This window comes from Peribacillus sp. V2I11 (assembly GCF_030817135.1).
GTDB classification, from domain to species: Bacteria; Bacillota; Bacilli; order Bacillales; family DSM-1321; genus Peribacillus; species Peribacillus simplex.
This window is the reverse complement of the sequence record NZ_JAUSYW010000001.1, coordinates 3301779-3321955: the sequence shown is the minus strand read 5'-3', so window position 1 is coordinate 3321955 and position 20177 is coordinate 3301779. Positions and strand designations below refer to the sequence as shown.

Annotated in this window: 17 protein-coding genes; 4 read left to right on the top strand and 13 right to left on the bottom strand. The window is 43.3% G+C overall.

Annotated features, from left to right (window positions below):
* Positions 1-6: 6 nt before the first annotated feature.
* The 7 genes from QFZ73_RS16185 to QFZ73_RS16155 form a co-directional block, all read right to left on the bottom strand.
* The gene (locus QFZ73_RS16185; protein ID WP_307268093.1) at positions 7-1725 is read right to left on the bottom strand and encodes an adenine deaminase C-terminal domain-containing protein; all 1719 of its coding nucleotides are present in this window, start codon (positions 1723-1725) and stop codon (positions 7-9) included.
* A gap of 16 nt (positions 1726-1741) precedes the next feature.
* Entirely contained in the window at positions 1742-2806 is a 1065-nt protein-coding gene (locus QFZ73_RS16180) for an ABC transporter ATP-binding protein (RefSeq protein WP_251430219.1), read from the bottom strand.
* A gap of 15 nt (positions 2807-2821) precedes the next feature.
* On the bottom strand, positions 2822-3610 hold the full coding sequence (locus QFZ73_RS16175) for an ABC transporter permease (protein WP_063235123.1): 789 nt from the start codon (positions 3608-3610) through the stop codon (positions 2822-2824).
* Positions 3611-3616: 6 nt separating this feature from the next.
* On the bottom strand, positions 3617-4381 hold the full coding sequence (locus tag QFZ73_RS16170; protein WP_285847087.1) for an ABC transporter permease: 765 nt from the start codon (positions 4379-4381) through the stop codon (positions 3617-3619).
* Positions 4382-4455: 74 nt separating this feature from the next.
* A complete protein-coding gene (locus QFZ73_RS16165; RefSeq protein ID WP_307268082.1) occupies positions 4456-5385 on the bottom strand; it encodes a nucleoside hydrolase in 930 nt (309 codons plus the stop codon).
* Positions 5386-5406: 21 nt separating this feature from the next.
* Positions 5407-6444, bottom strand: coding sequence for an ABC transporter substrate-binding protein (locus tag QFZ73_RS16160; protein ID WP_373458944.1), 1038 nt, complete (start codon positions 6442-6444; stop codon positions 5407-5409).
* A 189-nt stretch (positions 6445-6633) separates the two neighbouring features.
* Positions 6634-7008, bottom strand: a complete 375-nt coding sequence (locus QFZ73_RS16155; protein WP_285847047.1) for a DUF2294 domain-containing protein — start codon at positions 7006-7008, stop codon at positions 6634-6636.
* 338 nt (positions 7009-7346) lie between these two features.
* Between QFZ73_RS16155 and QFZ73_RS16150 the strand changes: the two genes are divergently transcribed.
* The 4 genes from QFZ73_RS16150 (at position 7347) to QFZ73_RS16135 (ending at position 10603) form a co-directional block, all read left to right on the top strand.
* Positions 7347-8882, top strand: a complete 1536-nt coding sequence (locus QFZ73_RS16150; protein ID WP_307268077.1) for a maltose/glucose-specific PTS transporter subunit IIC — start codon at positions 7347-7349, stop codon at positions 8880-8882.
* Positions 8883-8913: 31 nt separating this feature from the next.
* Entirely contained in the window at positions 8914-9606 is a 693-nt protein-coding gene (locus tag QFZ73_RS16145) for an N-acetylmannosamine-6-phosphate 2-epimerase (protein ID WP_307272828.1), read from the top strand.
* Between the two features lie 117 nt (positions 9607-9723).
* The gene (locus tag QFZ73_RS16140; protein WP_307268074.1) at positions 9724-9969 is read left to right on the top strand and encodes a hypothetical protein; all 246 of its coding nucleotides are present in this window, start codon (positions 9724-9726) and stop codon (positions 9967-9969) included.
* The gene (locus QFZ73_RS16135; protein WP_307272825.1) at positions 9911-10603 is read left to right on the top strand and encodes a MurR/RpiR family transcriptional regulator; all 693 of its coding nucleotides are present in this window, start codon (positions 9911-9913) and stop codon (positions 10601-10603) included. The genes QFZ73_RS16140 and QFZ73_RS16135 overlap by 59 nt, the downstream gene beginning before the upstream one ends.
* Positions 10604-10981: 378 nt before the next feature.
* Here QFZ73_RS16135 and QFZ73_RS16130 read toward each other — a convergent pair whose 3' ends face one another.
* The 6 genes from QFZ73_RS16130 to QFZ73_RS16105 form a co-directional block, all read right to left on the bottom strand.
* Positions 10982-11431, bottom strand: a complete 450-nt coding sequence (locus tag QFZ73_RS16130; RefSeq protein WP_251430199.1) for a YfmQ family protein — start codon at positions 11429-11431, stop codon at positions 10982-10984.
* 408 nt (positions 11432-11839) lie between these two features.
* On the bottom strand, positions 11840-12034 hold the full coding sequence (locus QFZ73_RS16125; RefSeq protein WP_307268070.1) for a M48 family metalloprotease: 195 nt from the start codon (positions 12032-12034) through the stop codon (positions 11840-11842).
* Positions 12035-13044: 1010 nt separating this feature from the next.
* Complete coding sequence (gene pdxR / locus QFZ73_RS16120; protein ID WP_251430194.1) at positions 13045-14475, bottom strand: MocR-like pyridoxine biosynthesis transcription factor PdxR; 1431 nt, start codon at positions 14473-14475, stop codon at positions 13045-13047.
* Positions 14476-14675: 200 nt separating this feature from the next.
* Complete coding sequence (locus QFZ73_RS16115) at positions 14676-16244, bottom strand: SagB family peptide dehydrogenase (protein WP_307268063.1); 1569 nt, start codon at positions 16242-16244, stop codon at positions 14676-14678.
* Positions 16245-16267: 23 nt separating this feature from the next.
* Positions 16268-18211, bottom strand: a complete 1944-nt coding sequence (locus QFZ73_RS16110) for a TOMM precursor leader peptide-binding protein (protein WP_307268060.1) — start codon at positions 18209-18211, stop codon at positions 16268-16270.
* A complete protein-coding gene (locus QFZ73_RS16105; RefSeq protein ID WP_307268057.1) occupies positions 18208-20157 on the bottom strand; it encodes a putative thiazole-containing bacteriocin maturation protein in 1950 nt (649 codons plus the stop codon). Before QFZ73_RS16105 ends, QFZ73_RS16110 begins: the two co-directional genes overlap by 4 nt.
* Positions 20158-20177: the final 20 nt, after the last annotated feature.

Sequence of the window (20177 nt, the reverse complement as noted above, 5' to 3'; positions counted from 1 at the left end):
TGCGGTTTAAGCCTCATCACTCATTATGAGAGGGACTATTTTCCCTTCATTCACGTTGATCAATCCATGGTCGGTTATTTTCAGGGCCGGGCTGACAGGAAGCGATAAGGTGCTTAATGACATGATGACATTATAGTGTTCGTAGCCTAACGATTTAAGTGCATCTGTCAGGTGCTGAACCTGACTTGATACGATGTCCATCGGCTCTTCGGAAAGAATCCCCCCTACCGGAAGAGGAATCATGGATAGGATCTTGCCATCTTCAACGCAGCAGACTCCGCCTTGCTTCCTTATTACTTCGTTAGCGGCAATCATCATATCCTGCTTATTATGGCCAATCACCAGGAGATTATGGTTATCATGCGAATAGGTTGTGGCAACCGCTCCACGCTTCAAAACATCGCCGGTGATCAACCCGTGCGCCCGATTACCGTTTTTCCCGTATCGTTCGAATGTGGCGATTAAACCATAAGGGCTTTCTTCCCAGCATAGTTGACCATTCTTCCCATCTAAACGATCATGGGTTTCAGATGTGAAAGTAGAACCATTCTGCACGTTTATGATCCGGCACATGCTGCGTTCATGCGGTTCCGGGATTGTGATGGTAAAATCGTTTTCCGTAAGTTCCGCAAGTTTCACACTTTGATAGAAATGCTCAGGAAATTGCCTTTGCTTCACTTCTTGTACATATGGCCGTGAAGATTCATAAACTAGCTCGCCTTTTTTGTATACTTGTTTAATTTCAAATGTTTCCAAGTCCGATAGCAGCAGGAAATCTGCTGTTTTTCCAGGTGCAATGACGCCGCGGTCATACATCCTCATCCGCTGTGCAGGTGTATAGGTGCATGCATAAATGGCTTTTTCCGGAGTCATCCCCATTTTAATGGCTTTCTTTAAAAGGACATTAAGATGTCCCCTGTTTTGGAAAGAGTCGGTCATGACATCATCGGTGACAAAGCAGAAATGCTCATCCACCTGCTTTTCCTTCAAGTAATTCATCACTTCTTCAGTCATTGATTTTTCTTGAATCTCAATGAACATTCCGGCAGCGATCCTCGCACCCATCCCTTCCACGGTCTGGTGTGTATGATCTGAATTCACTCCGGCATAAACAATCTTTTGCAAGTCCAAGTCGAGCAGCTTTGGAACGTGCCCCTCAATGATCAGATCTGGATGACGGGAACGGATATGGGACAAGATCCGATTCGTTTTGCAATCCGGGTCGGTTATGACCTCATAGTAATTCATGATCTCACCGAGACATTTAATGTCTTCCGTTTGCATCAATTCATCTATATCATCTATTTCGATCGAACCGCCTGTTGTTTCCATCGATGTGGCTGGAACGGAACTCGGGATGGCATAAAACATATCCGCTACGCAATCTTGACTTGCTTTGATCATTTCCTTCACACCGGAAATGCCGAAAACATTGGCCATTTCATGCGGTTCCGGCACGATCGTCGTCACGCCATTTTTGATTAACCCGTAGGAAAAAGTCGCATGCGTCACCATCGTACTTTCAATGTGGAGATGGATATCGATCAGACCTGGAACCATATACTTCCCTTGTCCATCGACAATTCGATCCGGATCGAAGGCATCCAATTCACGTTCACCAATATAATAGAACTTTCCATCCTTGATGGCTGCATTCCCTTTAATGAATCTTTTAAAATAGCTGTTAAACACGTTGATATCCCTTACAAGCATATCCATTCGCATAACTTACCCTCCTAAGCTAGTCAACAAGCACCATCTGGTTTCTCGGAATTTCAAGGATGATTTCCTGACCCGTCCGATAGGATTCCGACATTTCCTTGTTCACAGTGAAATCCCCTATTGGAGTTTCAACGACATATTGATAGCTTCTTCCAAGATACGTACTTACCTTAACTCGGCCAGATAAACTATTTTCCTGAACAGCTCCATTGTTATCCTTTTCCCTGATCAACAGATCGTCCGGTCTGATGGCACCTATTTTTCCCGTTGAATTGGTCATCTGTGCATCCTTGTGCAGCACAAATGAGTATCCAGACTTGTTCAGTTCGATTTTATCTTCATGATCTGTCCGCTTATCGAAGTCAATGAAGTTCTTGAAGCCGATGAAGTCTGCGACAAATTTGGTTTCAGGATATTTGTAAATGGTCGCAGGATCACTAAGCTGCTCGATGATCCCTTTATTCATGATCGCCACCTGGTCGGATATTGAAAAGCATTCTTCCTGGTCATGGGAAACATATACCGTTGTAATCCCCAGCTCTTGTTGGATACGGCGAATCTCGACTCTCATATTCACCCTTAAGTTGGCATCAAGGTTACTCAATGGCTCGTCAAATAAGAGGATGTCCGGTTCAATCACCAGTGCCCTGGCAATCGCAACCCGCTGCTTTTGCCCTCCGGAAAGCTCTTGGGGATATCTCTTTTCAAATCCTTTTAAATTAACGATTTCGAGCACATTCATTACTTTTTTTTCGATTTCACTTTTAGAGTTCTTTCTCAGACGGAGACCGAATGCAATATTATCGAATATCGACAAATGCGGGAATAATGCATAGTTTTGGAACACAAAGCCAAAATTCCGCTTGTTGACGGGCACTTTTGTATAGTCCTTTTCCTTGAATAAAAACTTCCCTTCGTTCGCCTGTAAAAAACCGGCAATTAAACGCAGGGTCGTCGTTTTCCCACAGCCGCTCGGGCCAAGAAGGGATACCAGTTTCCCTTTTTCAATCTCAAGATTGAAATCTTTTAATATATTCTGTTTGTTATATGCTACAGATATATCTTGTAAAGTGAATAAAGCCATCCATCATTACCTCCTTTATCGTTTTGTGAAATAAGACAATCCCATGAGCCGTTCTACTATGAACATGAAGAAAGCCGTTATGAACATGAGTAATACGGAAATGGCCGAAATGGTAGGATCGAAGTAGTTCTCCACATACGTCAGCATCTGAATCGGAAACGTACTTACCCCAGGGCCTGTCATATAAACTGAAATGTCTACATTATTGAAGGATTCCAAGAAGGCGATCATGACTGCCGCCAGAATCCCTGATTTTATATTCGGGAGGACGACTGTAAAGAATGTGCCCAATTTACTGGCTCCGAGACTCTCCGCCGCTTCTTCAATGGAGAAGTCAAAGTTTGATAAGCTTGAAGAAATCACACGGATGATGAATGGCAGCATGATAACAGTATGTCCCACAAACAGGGCCGCATAAATCGGAAGCTGATAAGTCCCTACAATATAACGTAAAAACGCAAATCCCAGCACAATTCCCGGTATTAATATGGGAGAAACGAAAAAGGCATTAATCACGCTTTTCCCTTTGAAATCAAATCGGCTTAATGCATAGGCAGCCGGCACTCCCAATAACAGTGCCAAAAGGTTGCCTCCGAGTGAAACAAGGATGGACGTTTTAAAAGCGACCAAAAACATTTCCACATTAAAAATATTTTCGTACCATCTTAAAGAAAACTCTTCTGGCGGGAACTTCAGAATATTTCCGCCTTCAAATGACGTAACGGATATGATAAGCAAAGGCCCTAGTAAAAAAAGGAACACCAGGAGAGTAAACAGGGCCAATCCTCGATTTTTTTCCTGCATACACCTCTACCCCTTTGGATTTAATTTTTTTGCCAAACCATTCATGATCGATATGATAAGAACTGTCACGGCAATCATTATGGTAGCGACAATCGATGCCACTTGCCATTCGTTCAATGTAATCGCGTTTTGATAAAGAAATGTCGAAATGACCCGTTGTTTCCCACCAAGTAAAGCAGGGGTTGTATAGGCCGTGAAGCTCCCTACAAAAACAAGGATGCTGCCAATGACCAAACCTGGAACCGAAAGCGGAATGATCACTTTTGAGAATACTGCCAATCTTGATGCTCCAAGGCTCTCGGCCGCTTTTAATAAGTCAGTCTCGATGTTCTCCATTACACCCACCAGCGTCACGATGATCAATGGCAGGAATAAATGGACCAATCCGATGATGATGGCAGTAGGCGTGTACAATATATCAAGCGGCTTTTCAATCAAGCCCATGCCCATAAGCAATTTATTCACCACACCGTTTTTACCAATGATCACCATCCAGCTGAATGAGCGGACCACTGGGCTTGTTAGTAGCGGGAAGATCGTCAGCAAAAGCATGATCGCTTTTTTTCGTTGTTTCAGTTTTGAAATATAATAAGCTGCTGGAAATCCTAATAGAATGCAAATGATTGTCGTGAACAGACTCACCCTAAGTGTCGTCAGCAGAATTTCAATAAAGTATCGATCTTGGAAAAAATCGAGATATCCTTGTATGGAAAAACCGCCGCTTTCATTAGTGAATGTCGTGCCAATCGTCATTAGGATCGGAATGATCATGAAAATCGTTAAAAATAGAACGCCTGGAAACAGCAGTAGCGTTTTTTCACCTCGGAACCCCCTGTTCGTATTATTTATGAATTGATTATGCGAATGAACAGGTCGAAAAACGCTTCCGCATCGATGTCCAGACAAACATGCGCATTTGGCGACCTCATCAGCCTATTTTGAAAGTCACAAACCATCTGTCCGTCACAAAGTTCACTCTTTGTTTCAACATCCACATAATATTCTTCTCTGGTGACAAGATCTTCTTGCAAAGCAATGGCTACAGCTAATGGATCATGCATCGCACATGCCCATATACCGTTACGTTCAAAATACCTTTTCCGATAATCTGATGTACTTTCCCTTATATAGTCAGCAAGTTCATGGTTTTGAATCAATCGGATATGCTCTTCACCCAATAGAACCTTTCTCGTGACATCAAGACCAACTTGTGTGATCGATTCGAATCCCGCCTGTAATACGATTTTGGCTGCTTCAGGATCGACATATGTGTTATATTCCGAGGTTGGCGTGACATTGCCAACCCCTTGAATAACTCCGCCCATGAAAATGACTTCTTTAACAAGCTTGGTGATTTGCGGACATTTTTTCACCGCTAATGCCAAATTTGTAAGAGGTCCCGTCATGACAAGCGTCACTTCACCAGGAAAATTCAAAATGGAATTGATGATGAAATCAGAAGCAAATCCATCATCAGGCTGCTTTTTGACTGGCACATCCTTCAAGGCTCCGCCAATCCCGTCTTCGCCATGGATCCGGTGTTCAAAAAAGGGGCGCCTGATAATTGGGCTATCTGCCCCCTTTATGACTGAAATGTCCTGTTCACTCAATAAATCCAATATTTTGCATGTATTCAGTGTGGCCGTATCAAGTGATACATTCCCGTTCACTGTTGTTACCGCCAATATGTCGAATTGACGGCTTTTAACAGCAAGAATGATCCCGATCGCATCATCTATCCCAGTATCTACATCAAGAATCATTTTTTTCTTCATCAAGCACACCTCTTTTCTTTCTTAGTGTGTAAGTTCACGATTCCAACGATCGATCCATTGTTTAGAGTCTTCATTTACAAACTTCATGTCTAATACACGCAGGCTGTTAATGACGTCATCTCCATAGGTTAAGCCTTTCGCTTCCGTTTTAGAGAGCTTGACTTCCGTATTGACAGGAGAATCCACTTTCGCTTTCGCTGATTTTTCCTGAACTTCCTTGCTTAAGATGTAATTCATGAATTCGCCGGCCAATTCTTTTTGATCGCTGGCTTTAACGATATTCACCGTATTCATCACTGCGTAGCCGCCTTCTTCAGGGGAAATGAACTTAGCATTAGGAACGGCTTCCTGTAAATCGCCAAAATACATTTCCATGATCGGGCCTGCAGCGATTTCCCCTTGCGAGAACATGTTGACGAACTCTGAAGTTTGCCCATATTCCTTAACCGCATTCGGCATGATCTTCTTCATTTGATCGAAGGCTTTATCTTCATTGAACTCTTTACTTCCGCTAACTTTTGAAGCGGCATCCAAAAACATCGGTCCAGTTGTTGAAGTGATGGACGGAATCGTGATCTTTCCTGCCAAATCCTTGCTCCAAAGATCTTTCCAAGAAGTGATCGGTTTACTCACTTCATCGGGATTATAGGCAATGCCAAATTGTGCAATCGTATAGGCTGGTCCAAAGTCTTCGCCATTCGGCGCTTTTGCTTTGTCGTATATATTATCAATATTCGGAATTTTACTATGGTCAACTTTCTCAAATAACCCTTCATCGATGCCCTGCTGTGCATAGTAGTCGGATAAATAGATAACATCCACATCGCTATTCGCTTGGCGTACCTTGTTCAATCGATCTGCATTATTTCCTGAATCAACGACAATCTCGACATTATGCTCCTTTTCAAATGGCTCATAGACTTCCGGACGGAAGAAATCATCGGCGAATCCCCAAGTGGAGACCACTAATTTGGCTGGTTTTTCCTTTCCATCCTCCTTTGAAGAGCATGCGGCTAAAACTAATGTGAAAAGCGATAACATCATCAATATTTTTTTCATCATCCAAACCTCCATTTTATATTGTTTAAAATTTCCTTTTTACTGATATAAATGTAAAAAAAGACAATCTTAAATAGAATTGAATTCTACCCAAGATTGTCTTTTCTTTGTAAACAAAGATAAACTTATCATTTGGTTCACATGTCGCGTTCCCTCCAGATAAATCCGAAGGGAAATCCATTTATATGATTATATAATTTTTTCCTTCAATACAATATTGGTGAATGCCAGCTGCGTCGCTGAGTCATAATCCCTCAGGACAGCTTCAATATCCCAATTCGTTTGCGTTTCCAGCTTTTGTTTCAGTTTCTTTTTATAAAGCAGGGACATATGGAAGTCAACCTCCTGCTTCAGGCTGGGAACTTCCCCTTCTAAAGCTTCAGAGCGCGGGGCACGTCGATGTTTGGCCTGAAATGTAATCACATTCTGCTCAACAGTAACCTTCAGCAGTGTCGTGCCAAAGCCGAACAATTCCTTCGATACCTCATTATACATATGAGAAAGCAATTTCTTCGTTTCGTTAGAGTTTATCGGTAAGATGACTATCACCTGCCAAACTATCATTTGAGGTAATTATATATACTTTTTCTTAATCGCACAAGATAATATTCGGATTTCGCACAAAAAAAATGTTTTTTTTTATTATATAGTACATTTACACACCAATACACGAATTATAAAAATATGCAAATGGGATTTCAATATATTTATATAACTTTATATCCAATCCAGCACCTTCTATTAATGAAAACTTTTTCAGAGAAATAAGCGCAAGATTGAAAACAATTGATATAACCTTGCATCGTATTGAAAACGCTCTCACCTGGATTTAATATAGCTAGTATAGAGTGATCAAAAATAGAAAGAGTATCAAAGGCTCGTTAAATAAGGGAGGAATTATTATGAAGAAAGCTTTTGAGAAAGCGCAGCAGTTCGGTAAATCTTTTATGCTCCCGATTGCCGTTTTGCCAGCGGCCGGTTTATTGCTGGGAATTGGCGGTGCTCTTTCAAATCCAAATACAGTTGAGGCCTATCCTTTTTTAGACTTTGCTTGGCTGCAGGCCATTTTCACGATCATGAGCTCTGCAGGAAGCATCGTATTCGGCAACTTGCCGGTCATTTTTGCCGTAGGTGTTGCAGTAGGATTGGCACGTTCGGATAAAGGGACCGCTGCACTGGCAGCCATGATCGGCTACTTCGTCATGAACAGTTCAATAAATGCACTGCTTCAAATAAACGGGGAACTTGCCAAAGAGAATTTGGCAGGTGCCGGACAGGGTATGGCGGTCGGGATCCAAACACTGGAGACCGGTGTGTTTGGCGGTATCGTGTTAGGTGTCGTCGCCGCATTTTTGCACAATAAATATAATAAAATTCAGCTTCCGCAAGTTTTAGGGTTTTTCGGTGGTTCCCGTTTCATTCCGATCATCGTTTCCTTCGCATCCATCTTGGTTGGAGCCGTGCTTTTTATCGTGTGGCCTTATTTCCAGCTTCTCATTAACCAATTAGGTGCGCTGGTAACGAGCACAGGTACGATCGGGACTTTCTTTTACGGTTTCATATTACGGATGCTCGGGCCGTTGGGGTTACACCATATTTTCTACCTTCCCTTCTGGCAAACAGCTTTAGGCGGAACGATGGAGATAAAAGGGCAGATTGTAAGCGGGACCCAGAATATCTTCTTTGCGCAATTGGCCGATCCGACTACCGTCAAGTATTATGAGGGTGTTTCCCGGTTCATGTCCGGACGGTTCATCACGATGATGTTTGGTTTACCCGGTGCGGCACTGGCCATTTATCACTGCGCTAAACCTAAGAATAAGAAAGTCGTGGCCGGCTTGCTTCTTTCAGCTGCCTTGACCTCTTTCTTAACAGGCATCACCGAACCGCTTGAATTCAGTTTCTTATTTGTCGCCCCGATCCTTTATGTTTTTCATGCCTTGTTTGACGGACTTGCCTTCATGATGGCAGATATATTCAATATAACGATCGGTCAAACCTTTTCTGGAGGATTTATTGATTTCACTTTATTCGGGATACTCCAGGGAATCAGTAAAACAAACTGGGTTTATGTACTGCTCGTCGGCATTCCATGGTTTTTCCTATACTACTTCACTTTTAAATTCTTGATCAGGAAGAAGAATTTGAAAGTGGTCGGCCGTGAAGATGATGAACAAGCCGCCGTTACACAAGTAACCGCATCAGAGAGAACCCAGACCATCGTTGATGGATTAGGCGGACAGGAAAATATAGAAATAGTCGATTGCTGTGCAACGCGTCTGCGTGTCACGGTAAAGGATGAAGCATTGGTGAAAGAAGACGTCATTAAACAAACCGGTTCAAAAGGCGTCGTAAAAAAAGGAAATGGCATTCAAATAGTATACGGCCCCCAAGTGACGATCATCAAAAATGAAGTGGAAGAATACTTGGGTCATTGAGAACATAGATAACGATAAGGACGTGTTAAACATGCAACAGGTGCTGGATAAAATTCACAAAGGCTTAATTGTATCATGTCAAGCATTGGAGAATGAGCCGCTGCACAGCTCTTTTATTATGGGGCGCATGGCCATTGCTGCCAAAGAAGGCGGTGCAACGTGCATTCGCGCAAACTCCGTAGCTGACATAATGGAAATCAAGAAAAATGTGGACCTTCCAGTCATAGGGATCATTAAACAGGTGTATGGACAAAACGATGTCTATATTACTCCCACCATGGCAGAAATTGATGCATTGATGGAAACTAAAGCGGAAATCATTGCGACGGATGCTACAGCCCGGGTAAGACCGGACGGTAAAACGTTAAAACAGTTTTATGGTGAAATACGAGCAAAATATCCGGATGTTTTTCTAATGGCTGATGTATCCACCATTGAGGAAGCAGTATATGCTGACGATTTAGGATTCGATATTGTGGCGCCCACTTTATACGGCTATACGAACGAAACGTTCGGCCGGAAAATATATCAGGATAATTATGCTGTGCTCAAAGAGATAGTAAAAGAAGTGAAAAAAGCAAAAGTGATCGCTGAAGGAAATGTCATAACACCAGAAATCGCTCGCTCTGTATTGGATATGAATGTACATGCAGTAGTAGTGGGCGGTGCCATTACCAGACCGCAGCAAATCACTAAAAGATTCGTGGACGCTATCCAAAAATAGAAATTGCCCATAGTAATGAAAAGACCCAGACTGGCAACAGTTTGGGTCTTTTTTTTCGATTCAAATTCCTGTTTCCGTTCCTCCGGTTATTGACATTCCTAATGGATACATTAAACAATGAATACATATAAGAAATTTGAAATGGGTGATCACATGGAATACCTAGCGGAAAACCTCATATATGGCATTGAGTGCAGCATGGACAAATTCACCAAAACAGAAGAAGAATTGGCCAATTATATTCTGCAGCGCCCTGAAGAAGTAAGTCAGTTAACCATTAGTCAAATAGCTAAAAAAGCTTCATATTTCACCTGCAACCATTACGCGTTTTTGCCAGAAATTAGCCTTTTCTGGGTTCAATGAGTTCAGGCATGAGTTAAAAAGGTTCGTGGATCTCCGAAATACACCGAAAAATATGAAGAACATCAAGCAAGTGGATTATTTCGCTAAACTGTATCAAGATCACTTAGGTATCATTGATAATACCTTTCATATAACCACATATGACGATATCCAAAAAGCTGTATCTTTCCTTACACAGGCAAATAAGATACATGTTTATGGAATAGGGAGTTCAGGTATAGCGGCCCAGGAGTTCAAGTCCAAGTTTTTCCGTATCGGCTTAACTGTTGAAGCCATTACAGATCCCCACCAGTCAATGATGGATGCAGCTTTAAGTAACGAGAATAGTGTTGTCATCGGCATTTCCATTTCCGGAACAACGAAAGAAGTGATTTCTGCAGTTAAAATCGCTAAGAAACAAGGCTCGCGTATCTTGATCTTTACTGGAGATAAGAATTCCGAGCTCTCACAGCTTGGCGATATATCACTATTGGTCACGAGCAAGAACAGCATGCATATGGGACAAAACATCTCTCCATTGCTTCCGCTACTATTACTTTTTGATTTAATATATACAGAGTTGGTTGCTAAAGATTATAAAAACAGGATAAGCATCAGGGAAAAGACTTTAAAGGTATTAACCGAGACCGACTGACTTTTGGCCGATCGTTAAAAAAAGTACATGGACTTACCCATACACGAATTATACAAAATGCATTGGTTATTTTTTGAGATTTTATTTACGACTGCATACAGTTGTAATCACCCAAAATATGTTCACCCTTATTATATTCTTATAAAAACGACTCCCCCACAGCGCCCGTACAACTACAGCTTTATGATTGGCAGAAAACGGGGCAAATCCATTGTTGGTGATATGATGGCAGGGCTGAAAGTTATCAGTTTTGTTTGTTTAGAACCTGACCGAAAGTCATTATAGTTATTCATCATAAAAAAAACTGCATCTCCAATTGGTTAGTTGTTACTAACAATTGGGGTGCAGTTCCTTTTAAAAGACGTCTTTTTTTTCCTTTTACACTAAATTCCTTATTACTGGCATGGAACGTTCTTGGAGGCTCTCGGAAAGAAGACTATACGCGACTACTTTATTCTTGTACTGTTTGACTACATCCACGTGGTCGTTGTAAATGTACACAAATAATCTAACATCGTTTTTTCCTCTTTTAGTATCAATGATTATTGGAGTCCCACTGTTCTCTGGATGTAAAAACAAGTGCTCGTTCCCTGGGAATATATGATTTTTTTTCAAAAACTTAGCTTCGTTATAATAATTGATTACCTGAATTTTGTCTCCACCTTCCAAACGTTTTCCATCAAATGTTACGATTGCATTCACGTCACCAATTTCTGAATGCATTTTAAATTTACTCATAATCCAATTCACTGCATCGGTTGGAAGACAGGTAACTAATAATTTAAGCAAACTTAAGATAATTGTCAAAATCAATACAGGCACTGTCATATTTCATCATCTCCGCTACGTTATAATTTAAATATTAAATGAAAGAGGTGATCAGTTATTCTTTGAAGTGACCGTTCTATTAACGTTTCATTTTTGGTGAAAAGTTGTACTTGAAAGGAGGGCTCAAAACATAATCAAACTCTATCCATATATTTTTTGTTTAAATTTTTAACCACAAATGTCAAAAGCTTCATTTGATTGTTCTCTCAGCTTTCAAAGGTGATTTTTTTAAGGTATCTATCAGATTCTTTTCATTCATATTTTCGCCACAATTGTGAACAACTTCACATTTTTCCACAAATAGAGTATGTCTTGTAAATCACTCGTACAAAACATGACATTTATACAATTAAGCCTATATTTCTATGCATTTTGATATACTATTATAATAATCATTCACGTGGTATCTTAGGCTAATTTTATTACGAAGTAGATGATGCCCACAGTTAATACTAGGACAAGACCAATATAAATATAACTAAGGTTCAACAAATTCCCCCTCGTTGCTGCTGAATAATCACTATCACTCTTCCCCGTTAATGAAAGGGTGCCAACCAGAGCAACTAAACTAATGGCTACTACTAATATTACACTTATCGTCATGATTCAACGCCTCCCAATATTATTATCTATTTCCTTGAACCATTTCAAATCATTCCGATTCTCATCGTATATCGCAGTGTAACCACATAAAAATCGCACCTAATTTGCATGTCAAAATTAAATTGTCCAGGTAGATCGCTCTTCGTGTTTACTGAGTATATATATTAGAAAAAGCCTACTTCTCTATAATAAAAGAACAACCAATTTTAGGACCATCCAATCAAGTGAAATTTTCACCATCCACTTGTTGAATTCTTTCGTTACTATACATGGAAAAGTGCAAAGCGCCACTGAAGAAATGGCTAAGATACCACGTATTGCAGGAACTCAGACCTAACTTGCTTCCTCGAAAAAGACAAAAAAAGAATCATGACTTTTCATGATTCCAGTTTGCAGACAAAAGGGGTTCGGAAAACGTAACTTTCATCAAATGATGTTCCTGAACCAACTGACCCAAAACAACACCTTCAACTCCTCAGGTATGGTTACAATTTAGATGGAACCACTTATGTCGACAACAGGAATGTGCCATGATCGGCACCTTACACACTGTAGATAAACTCTCGATAATAATGGAGTTGCCTACAGTTTTTTTAATCCGCCCTCGGCGCAAGCGCCTAAGGGGTCTCCCATGGACGTCCTTTTCCCGCAGGAGTCTCGACCTTACGTTCCAATCAACTTTGTTTTAAAGTCATGGTTCGTAATGGTCTCATCCTGAACCATGATTTAAAGAAGACCTGGTTACCTTCATGTTTTTTTACTTTTTATATGGATGAAACCCTCATTAGATTGAAGAAATTTGCGACACTCCTGCCGAATTACTGTTTAGCCGAGACACCACAAGCGCTTGCGCCGAGGAGGCTTGGCAGACAGTCGGCGGAAAGGGAGCGGATTTCTGAAATCAACGGAACTTTTCAATTAAAAAACTGCAGGCAAACCGAACAAGTTTGTCTACAGTCTGGAATCATGGATTCATCATGATTCTCTCTCGTGAATATCCAAGCATATGATTATAAACTTTTTACAGCCTCTGCAAACCTTTTGATGCCTTCGTGAATGGCATCCTCATTTTCCCTTGCAAAAGTAAAGCGTACGTATTCCTTATTTGTACCTAGTGTTGAACCCGGAACGTATATGATTCCTCTTTTGATGGATTCCTCCAGTAACTTTATTTCGTTCAATGGCACTTTCAGCTTACACCACAAATGAATTCCGCCATTTGGCGAACAATAATCAACTTTTTTTTGCAGGAATTGTTGAAGACTCGAAACCATTGCATCCCTTCTTTTTTCCAGTTCCCCCCTTAAGTAGGCAATATGGGCAGGGAAATACTCTGAATCCAAAAAATCGTTTGCTATCCATTGAGTGAACGAGCCATGACCGAAGTCAACCTGCTGCTTAGCATCGGATAGTCTCTCTATAACCGGTTTCGGTCCTATAATCCACCCAATTCTTAAACCTGAAGCAACAATTTTTGACAAAGAGCTAATATATAAAACATTTCCGTTGTTGTCCATCGATTTAAGAGTGGAAATCTCTTCCCCAGCAAAGGAAGTTAAACTATAAGGATCGTCTTCTATGACCGGTATTCCATATTCGGATGAAAGTTCAAGAATCCTTTTACGACGGTTGATATGAAGGACAGTTCCTGTAGGATTTTGAAATACAGGGTTCAAAAAAATCATCCTGATCCGATGTTTTTTATGGAGTTCCAGTAAATCCTCTGGGTTGATGCCATCTTTATCCACTGGCAAAGGAAAAATTCTTAGCCCCGCGGATTGAAAGATGGGAAGGTTGTAACTATATGATGGATCTTCCAATACAACGGCATCTCCTGGCTTTAACAAGCATTGGACCACCAGATGTATGGCTTGCTGTGCACCAGAAGTAATGAGTATAGAAGATGGGTGCGTGTCAATTCTCCTATACTGTTTAACATGATTGGTTATCGTTTCCCTTAAAACCGCATTGCCTTGAGGGTGATCATAACCTAAGCTACCAATGAAGGACCTATTAGAAATGATTTCACGTAAGGATTGGACTGGAAATAAGTCTTCTGAAAGCTCCCCACTAGCTAAGTTAATAAGGTTATGCCCTTCCGTCTCTTTACGTATTCTTTGGGTTACTGGCATATTGGGCAAAAAAGAACCCGCTTCGATATATCTATTCCAACTAGGTATACGTTTTCGGGTAATTCCCCAGATATCCTTGCTGATCATCGTTCCGCTTCCTTTTTTTCGTTCAACAAGCCCATTTGCTTCCAATTCATCGTAAGCCGCAACAACTGTACTTCTGTTAACTCCCAGTTCACTTGCCAAGAAGCGTTCAGACGGCAGCGGCTTATCCAATAAAAATGTTCCATCAGCAATGCCACTCTCGATGTAAGCTGCTATTTGTTTATATAAAGGCTTCTTGGATTTTCTGTCAGTTTTCCATTCCATAAGCTACATCCTTTAAAATGTTTAGTTAAAAGCGTACTAAATTATTAACTTTATATACTTATTCATTCCCAAAAGCAGTAAAACCTTTTAGTTCAGTATAATCTTCAGCCGAGATTATTGCACTCTTAGGATGGAAGCTGTACTCCATAATAAAAACGGCCTCCATTTCTTAAATGAAATGGAGGCCGTTTTTATTTTCTTCAACTATGCAGACTCCCCTTCAGCCAAGGGCGATCCCGATAGTGTCCGATCGGGATTTGGATCAGGCTCGTTTTCCTTTGCGGACCATCTATCTTGTAAAGTTCATCACACATATTCACATCAAAGCCGAGCAGCGGGTGCCCGTTCATTCCGAGGGCTGACGACGCTAGCAGTAATTTCTGAACGAGCATCCCCGCCTCCATTTGCTTGATGCGGTATCCTCTATATCCAAGTTGCGTTTTGGAATGATCCCGCTCGCCAACTACATGTATGCAAATCGGGACTTGCTGAAAATTCATGATATCGAGGGACATTCCGTATTGCAATCGGAGCCGATGATCTCCTGATTGTATCTGTCGTAATGAATGTGTCGTGCTGTCATAATGGTATGCACCATCCTGAATGTCTTCCACATTATACAAACAAGCATATAAGGAAACGCGATGCTCGTTGTTCTCGTTTATTCCATCCAAGTCATTTCGATAGGAGAACGAAGCGGTTGCCTCCTGCAGGAGTGCCGCCAGTTGCCATTGACTGACTTTCCCCAGTATGAAGTCCATTTCAGGTGAAAATCGCTCTCGGCAAACTGACGCCAAATCATAGGACAACCGCTTCACGATAGGAAGGGCTACAATTTGTCCTTCGGATTCCGCCCCATTCTTTGGATTGATCCGCCGGAATGATTGGGTGGATTCGATCATGGATGCTTCATTCATTTTAGTTAACATCGGAAATTCCCTGATCCTCTTCGACCGAACATAGTGTTCAGGCTGGATGCCCGGCAATTCCCTGCATAATTCCGTCGAAGTGACAGGTCCGTCCATACTCCTTTCTTCTCTAAATCTAAAAGTAGATTCTGCCGATAAGGGGATCACCGCATATGTGCTCTCTTCCTCTTCCGAAAGCCCGAGCAGATGATTGATGGCCCGATCAAGGAATTGGAAGCACACCCCTGCTGCGATTCCAAACCGTTTCGCCACTTCGAGCAACTGTCCAAGAAGCACGCCCGCATCCAGACCTTGCAGACGGTATGAAAAGTTATTATATTTGTAGAAGTTTTTCCAAAACATCGTCGATACAAAAACCGTGCCAAAGCATGCGGACATATCAAAGGTATCACCAAGAGCCTTTGTTACATATGAATCAAAATCCCCTTCCCGCAGCAATACCAACCGGTGGTGTGCCGCATCATAATGGTATACGCCAGCAGGTAATCCCTCCATCTTCAAGTACACGTACAATTCGCTTGGATACAAAGCTCCCCCTGAGGCCGGAAAACGCCGGAATGACTGCATGAGGTCCTCAGATTCCGAGGATCTCGGTACCTGACTGACTTGGGTCAGGCCATATGCATACCAGAGGAAATGACCGATTCCTTCGAGGTCCTGCTTTGAAGTCCCGCTGCACTCCTCGAGCGTCAGCGGCACCTCCAGTGATAGTGGAAAAACAGGCAAGTCACGGTAAAGCTTATACGTTAGCGGTGCATCATCCCAATCCACTTCCCAATCCGGCGGACTTGCCTTTTCGATATCAAAATGCAAATTGTGCAAAAATGCGTCTAGACTCATCCTCCAACCTCCTAAGTCACCGCTTATGGAAAAGGATGCGGGTGCGGATTGAGCTGTTCGAATTCAAGCGGCCGTTCAGCATATCCAAGTTCCATCGGAACCCTCAGTATTCTCTCAAGCCCCGATATGCGGGTAAGATGATGGCCGAATGTCATCGGCAGCATCCCCGGGATCAGCACCTTCACGCAATGTAATCCATTCCGTGCAATTTCCGGTGTCGTCTGATCCACCACAATCACCTCGAGTTGCAATCGGCGAAACTCCTGAAGGATTTCCTGCAAATCTTCCGTCAAGTCCGGATGGTTCACCTTTTCCCCGTATTCTTCAGCGAATGTTCGAATCGGGCGGTCATCATCCAGCAGAAACTGCAGTCGCTCTTCGGCTTGCGGTAAACCGTACAGCATGCCATGATCATCCATTTTCCGTACCAGTGAGGAATCATGCAGCATTTTCTCAACCTCTTCCTGGTTCTCTTCCAATTTATCGTCAAGTGTCAGCATCATGCCAGCCAACTCGAAGACCGCGCTTTTCACAGCCCGGATCGGGTCCAGATGGGCCCCTGCCGCACAAATGATATTCAATCCTTTTTGTTTCCTGTTTTTCGCCAACGCCCATACGCTTGGTATCCCGTGTTCCATAGTCGAATTAAACAAATGGATATCATATCCCGCTGCCGCCCTCGCCCTGTCAATCATCAGTTCCAGTTCTTTGTCATTTGCAGAATAAGGGTCAAGGCGTGTGAGGGGCAGCTGCGCATACCAGGTAAGCAGGAACGAATCACGTTCCACCACTTCCATGATTCCGTAGAAAATGGCCTCCTCCAAACTTCCCCCTAAAGCACAGCCATTGGAAGTTTCATAGACAAATCCGTGACCGCAGCCCAAGCTGTAATAAGAAAGCAATTCCGGGACCAAGATCGGCCGCTCTTGCAAAAATGAGTGGCCCCACACCCAATCTATCGAGCGGTCAGGGTTAAACGGTTGAAACGGGAAATCATGCTGTGCATAATTTTCCTTCGAGTGTACCCCTATCCTGACTGGATCGAGCGCAGAATCTTTCACGTTGTTGTAGCTGTCATGTATGACTGTCCGTTTGCCGCGGGGCTCCATTCCGCAATACCTTTCCAATCCCTCCAATATCGCAGTCATCTCACTGACCGCGTATGAGAGGGTCCGGCCTGCCGCCCCCTCATCTCCAATGAACAACGGCAAATTAACACTTACATCGGCAAATGGCGGCACAAGGTCTATCATTTTATTATTCAAGAATCCTGTGCGGTGGTCCAAGTAATCCTTGGCCAGAACTTCCTTCAGCTCCTCCATTGAACGGGTACGGTAACCATCGGGACTGATTTTCGGACTTGGCTGCAACGAAATCCTTGCACGCTCCTTCGAGTCATCAGGTAATGTTGAGCAAACCGGACACAATGGATCTGGTAAAAATGAGTGCCATGAACCATTCAGCGTTTTCAGGCTGATTATTGATACATGCCCTTCCGACCTGGCGCGTTCTCCTTTCATCGTCTTCCTTACCTCTTCACAAATCAAGTGCGCCATCTGTAAAAGGCCTGTGCGGGATGCCGCAGCATCACGCTCCATTCCCCCATTTTCCTGTAGCTGTTTGCGGATTTCCCACATTTCTTTTCGATCACGCCCGGCCATGAGATGCCTTTGGTCTGCACACTGTGAGCAGCCAGGAACACCCGGGCGGACCAACGGACCTACCACTCCCTCTCCAAATGATACAAACCCCCGCAGCCATGGAATGCCTGCTTCCTTTATCACCTCTTCCGCCTTTAGATGGACAGCGGGATTCCAAGCATCTTGCAGCAGAAGGACCATAGCCGTCGTTTGCGGTATTCCTGCCTCGAAATCGGTTTGGCGATTCACCTGATATTGGCCGGACAGGTCCCCATGAACATGGTCGGCCAACACTCCTTCCCCGACAACCAATACGTCAGTTTTCACCCTGATTCCTCCTCTCGCAAAAACACCCCAAACACACCTGCAATTTCTTCCTTCAGGAAAGGTTCCAGATCCATTTCGAAAACATGGATTCGCTTACTGTTCTTCTTCAAGACTTGAATGGCGGACTGTACTAGTTCGGAATTCCCTTTCACCTCACACGAAGGAATCACAAGATTCAGGGGCATCTTTTCTTCCTCAAGAACAGGCGATGCCACTAAACCTGGAGCTGTGAGGCAAACGGTCTGGTTTTGGACTTTCATGACGGCCTTTTGCAAGGCATTCCGTAATGCGATCGTTACATTCAAACCGACAGCGCCAGACCACCCATCGCTCGTTCCGGCCCAAACTACCGGGAAACCGGACACTTCCTCACCCAACGCGATGATTGGATCTCCTTGCAGCCGGGTCAGCGCCTGTAAATAATACCTGCAGCGCTCATCTTCCACCTGAGCCAACTGCACCGTCACAAGTTTTTCCTGATTGAACCGTTTATTGCCAAACTCTGTATCCAAACTGCTTTGCAGTCCACGGCAAACACATTCAGCAAAAGTTTCCCCTGCCCCGACACCGATCGATTCCTTTATAACGTCTGCCCCCTGAAGCGGAGGAAGAGTCGAAACGAGCTGGCTAAGTGTTCGGGATACATATGCTTCAACCCCTGCAAGACCGGTTTCCCTCCTCGCTTCCTGATGCGTCAGATCTGAACGGATAATTTCGGGCAGTATTTCGGCCGGACCGGACGACAGCGGATCAACAACCTGAACGCAGCATTGAGCCAACGGCAGCTGTTTTAAATCCCCTTCATCCCAACTATGAAAGATTCCGGATTCCGAGGATGTCAACCTGCTGAAATACATAAACACCTTCCCCGGCTCACCCGGTTCCGATTTCTGTTCGAGCCGCCGTTCAAAATCTTCAATCCATGCAGCAGTCCCTTTTCCCGTTACCCCCGGGTGGGGAATGAACGGATGCCATTTCCCCTCCAATGTATCCATATCCAACAGATAAAATTGATTGGCCTGTTCTGCTGTATTAACGCCTGTAGCCTCTTTAAACCACTCGAATACCATTATATTGGCTAACATCGCTCCGGCTGTGGCGGAAAAAGAAGATGGTGCCTGATTCTTTTCCAGCTCAGCTTGATGTAAACGAAGCCACGCTGACTCCCAACATCCCTTGGAATCCGGATGGACAAGCGGACCAGCCATGCCTACTTGATTGATGATCAATGCAGGAAACAGGATCTTGCTCCCTTGCCTGCAAACCGAATGAATTTCTCTTAATTCCTCTATATCGCCCTCCTGCGACACATATAATATCGAGTCAAAAGGCCTCACGATCTCCTGCCATTCAATCTCTGCTCCCTTTTCAAGCACGACCTCCTCTATCGCAGCCTCGTCGTCCGTCTTACGCGCATGTGCCACGATTCCATTCAACCGTTTTCTATTGGTCGGCATCGTGTCCGTAATGAGGATATGGAATGCAGGCAATCCGGATTCGATCAGTGAGGACACCAATGAAAGGAACAATGGGCCAGAGCCTATAGCCAACGCCTTTTTCTTTCGATAAGCTTCAAAACGGTGAGCCCCGGAATCGCCGCAACTTTCCAGGAACTCGATTTGCGAAGCATACCTTTCAAGAACTTGATTCCTTAATTGATGGGGACTGTCCTGACTTACATCCCGAACAAACCCATTACGGTACAAAACCTCGGCGATTTCCATCACCCTGTTCCGGTATGGGCCAGGCAATCCATCGGTCAACTCGCTTAATGTATGGTTCCCGTTGAACATAGGTAATAACTTTTCAATCCACTGGACGATCGTGCTGCCCTCCATTCGGAACGAACTTATGTTATTCCTGAAATACACACCTCTGTTTGGTTCCGGTAGAAAAAACGTATCCCTTTTCACTTTCAAACGCATAGAAGGGGTCAAATTCACCATTCCGCTCCTCCTAACCCGAT

Bases quoted from the DNA above. Each gene is read 5' to 3' on its own strand.
- QFZ73_RS16170 (WP_285847087.1), bottom strand. From the start codon at position 4,381: ATGATCATTCCGATCCTAATGACGATTGGCACGACATTCACTAATGAA.
- QFZ73_RS16165 (WP_307268082.1), bottom strand. From the start codon at position 5,385: ATGAAGAAAAAAATGATTCTTGATGTAGATACTGGGATAGATGATGCG.
- QFZ73_RS16180 (WP_251430219.1), bottom strand. From the start codon at position 2,806: ATGGCTTTATTCACTTTACAAGATATATCTGTAGCATATAACAAACAG.
- pdxR (WP_251430194.1), bottom strand. From the start codon at position 14,475: ATGGAATGGAAAACTGACAGAAAATCCAAGAAGCCTTTATATAAACAA.
- QFZ73_RS16145 (WP_307272828.1), top strand. From the start codon at position 8,914: ATGCAACAGGTGCTGGATAAAATTCACAAAGGCTTAATTGTATCATGT.
- QFZ73_RS16185 (WP_307268093.1), bottom strand. From the start codon at position 1,725: ATGCGAATGGATATGCTTGTAAGGGATATCAACGTGTTTAACAGCTAT.
- QFZ73_RS16125 (WP_307268070.1), bottom strand. From the start codon at position 12,034: ATGACGATAAGTGTAATATTAGTAGTAGCCATTAGTTTAGTTGCTCTG.
- QFZ73_RS16155 (WP_285847047.1), bottom strand. From the start codon at position 7,008: ATGATAGTTTGGCAGGTGATAGTCATCTTACCGATAAACTCTAACGAA.
- QFZ73_RS16105 (WP_307268057.1), bottom strand. From the start codon at position 20,157: ATGGTGAATTTGACCCCTTCTATGCGTTTGAAAGTGAAAAGGGATACG.
- QFZ73_RS16115 (WP_307268063.1), bottom strand. From the start codon at position 16,244: ATGAGTCTAGACGCATTTTTGCACAATTTGCATTTTGATATCGAAAAG.
- QFZ73_RS16160 (WP_373458944.1), bottom strand. From the start codon at position 6,444: ATGAAAAAAATATTGATGATGTTATCGCTTTTCACATTAGTTTTAGCC.
- QFZ73_RS16140 (WP_307268074.1), top strand. From the start codon at position 9,724: ATGAATACATATAAGAAATTTGAAATGGGTGATCACATGGAATACCTA.
- QFZ73_RS16150 (WP_307268077.1), top strand. From the start codon at position 7,347: ATGAAGAAAGCTTTTGAGAAAGCGCAGCAGTTCGGTAAATCTTTTATG.
- QFZ73_RS16130 (WP_251430199.1), bottom strand. From the start codon at position 11,431: ATGACAGTGCCTGTATTGATTTTGACAATTATCTTAAGTTTGCTTAAA.
- QFZ73_RS16175 (WP_063235123.1), bottom strand. From the start codon at position 3,610: ATGCAGGAAAAAAATCGAGGATTGGCCCTGTTTACTCTCCTGGTGTTC.